We start from the raw sequence: 1,368 nt of genomic DNA, 5'->3' as shown, positions 1-1,368 counted from the left end.
CCCTCTTCTGTCACTTTCCGAGTATTCTAAATAAAAGGATTAAAAGAAAAAACTCTGGAAGGTAAGCAGGGCAATGGATGTGGAATTACAAATCCTGAAACATTTACGTCGAGACGCTCACCCAACAGTTGCGCTCGTAGATGAATATTGTGCAGAGTACAAAGACCTATTCAAAGAAGTAAGAAATTATGAATGTTTTAAATATTTACACTTAGGGATAATTTCACCAATCAAAAGAAAATCATTACCAGAGATAGCAAAAGTAGTAAGTATAAACTCAGCCCAATCATTACATCATTTTATAGCCAATTCAAACTGGTCAGTAAATGATTTGAAGAGTCGAAGATTAAAGAAAATAAAAAGAGCATTAAATGGTCAGACAATTACGGTAGTAATAGATGAAACAGGAGATAGAAAAAAAGGTAAAAAGACAGATTATGTAGCTAGACAATATTTAGGAAGTGTAGGAAAAGTAGATAATGGGATAGTTTCAGTTAACGCTTATGGAGTTTATGCTAACATAACTTTTCCCTTAATATTCAAAGTATTTAAACCAAAAGGAACACTAAAGGAGACAGATAAATATAAAACTAAAATAGAGTTAGCATCAGAGATAATTACAGAATTAATGAAATCAGGCTTCAATATTGAATTAGTATTGGCTGATAGTTTGTACGGGGAAAGTAGCCAATTTATTAGAAAATTGGCTGAATATAACTTAGGTTATGTGGTATCAATCAGAAGTAATCATGGAGTCTGGCTGCCAGCAGGGCAGAGCGTTAGGGCGAATAAGTGGTGCAAATTTGAAAGAACCTTTAGTAACCAAAAATCAGAAACTAGATATATTAGAGAAATAGTTTATGGTAAAAAAAGAGCCATAACTTACTGGGAAATAACAACTGACCCAGAAACCATGCCAGAAAATTCTACTTCATTTGTCATGACTAATCTTTCAGGGAACCTCAAGAAAATTTTAGGCGACTTATATGGATTAAGAACTTGGGTAGAATATGGTTTTCGGCAGTGTAAACAGGAACTGGGCTGGACAGATTACAGGTTTACAAATTTCCAACATATTGAGAGATGGTGGGAGATTATTTTTTGTGTCTACACAATGATTAGTTTAAGTTCTCCACCTTTCTTATCCTTAAATCAAGCTCCTTCTGAAACAGAAATACAAGACAGTGCTTATATTAGTTGTGTAGTTTTCTCTAATCATGAACAATGGAATCATGATTGTGGATGGAAGAATACTTTAAATAATCTTCGTTTAATTGTTCAACCTCTTTTATTATTTTGGTTGATTTATCCCTGGCTAAATGTTTTTCCCAATTCCGATTTATTGCTTGGATTTAATCACCTAATTTT

Annotated in this window: 1 protein-coding gene; it reads left to right on the top strand. The window is 33.2% G+C overall.

What is annotated here, in order from left to right; translation table 11 throughout:
- Positions 1 to 73: 73 nt before the first annotated feature.
- The coding region (locus IQ244_RS32195; RefSeq protein ID WP_193900710.1) for an IS701 family transposase at positions 74 to 1,368 on the top strand (1,295 nt) is incomplete at its 3' end.

The organism is Nostoc sp. LEGE 06077, assembly GCF_015207705.1.
Classification (GTDB): domain Bacteria; phylum Cyanobacteriota; class Cyanobacteriia; order Cyanobacteriales; family Nostocaceae; genus Nostoc_B.
The sequence above is the reverse complement of the archived record's forward strand: the minus strand, read 5'-3'. Positions and strand labels throughout refer to the sequence as shown.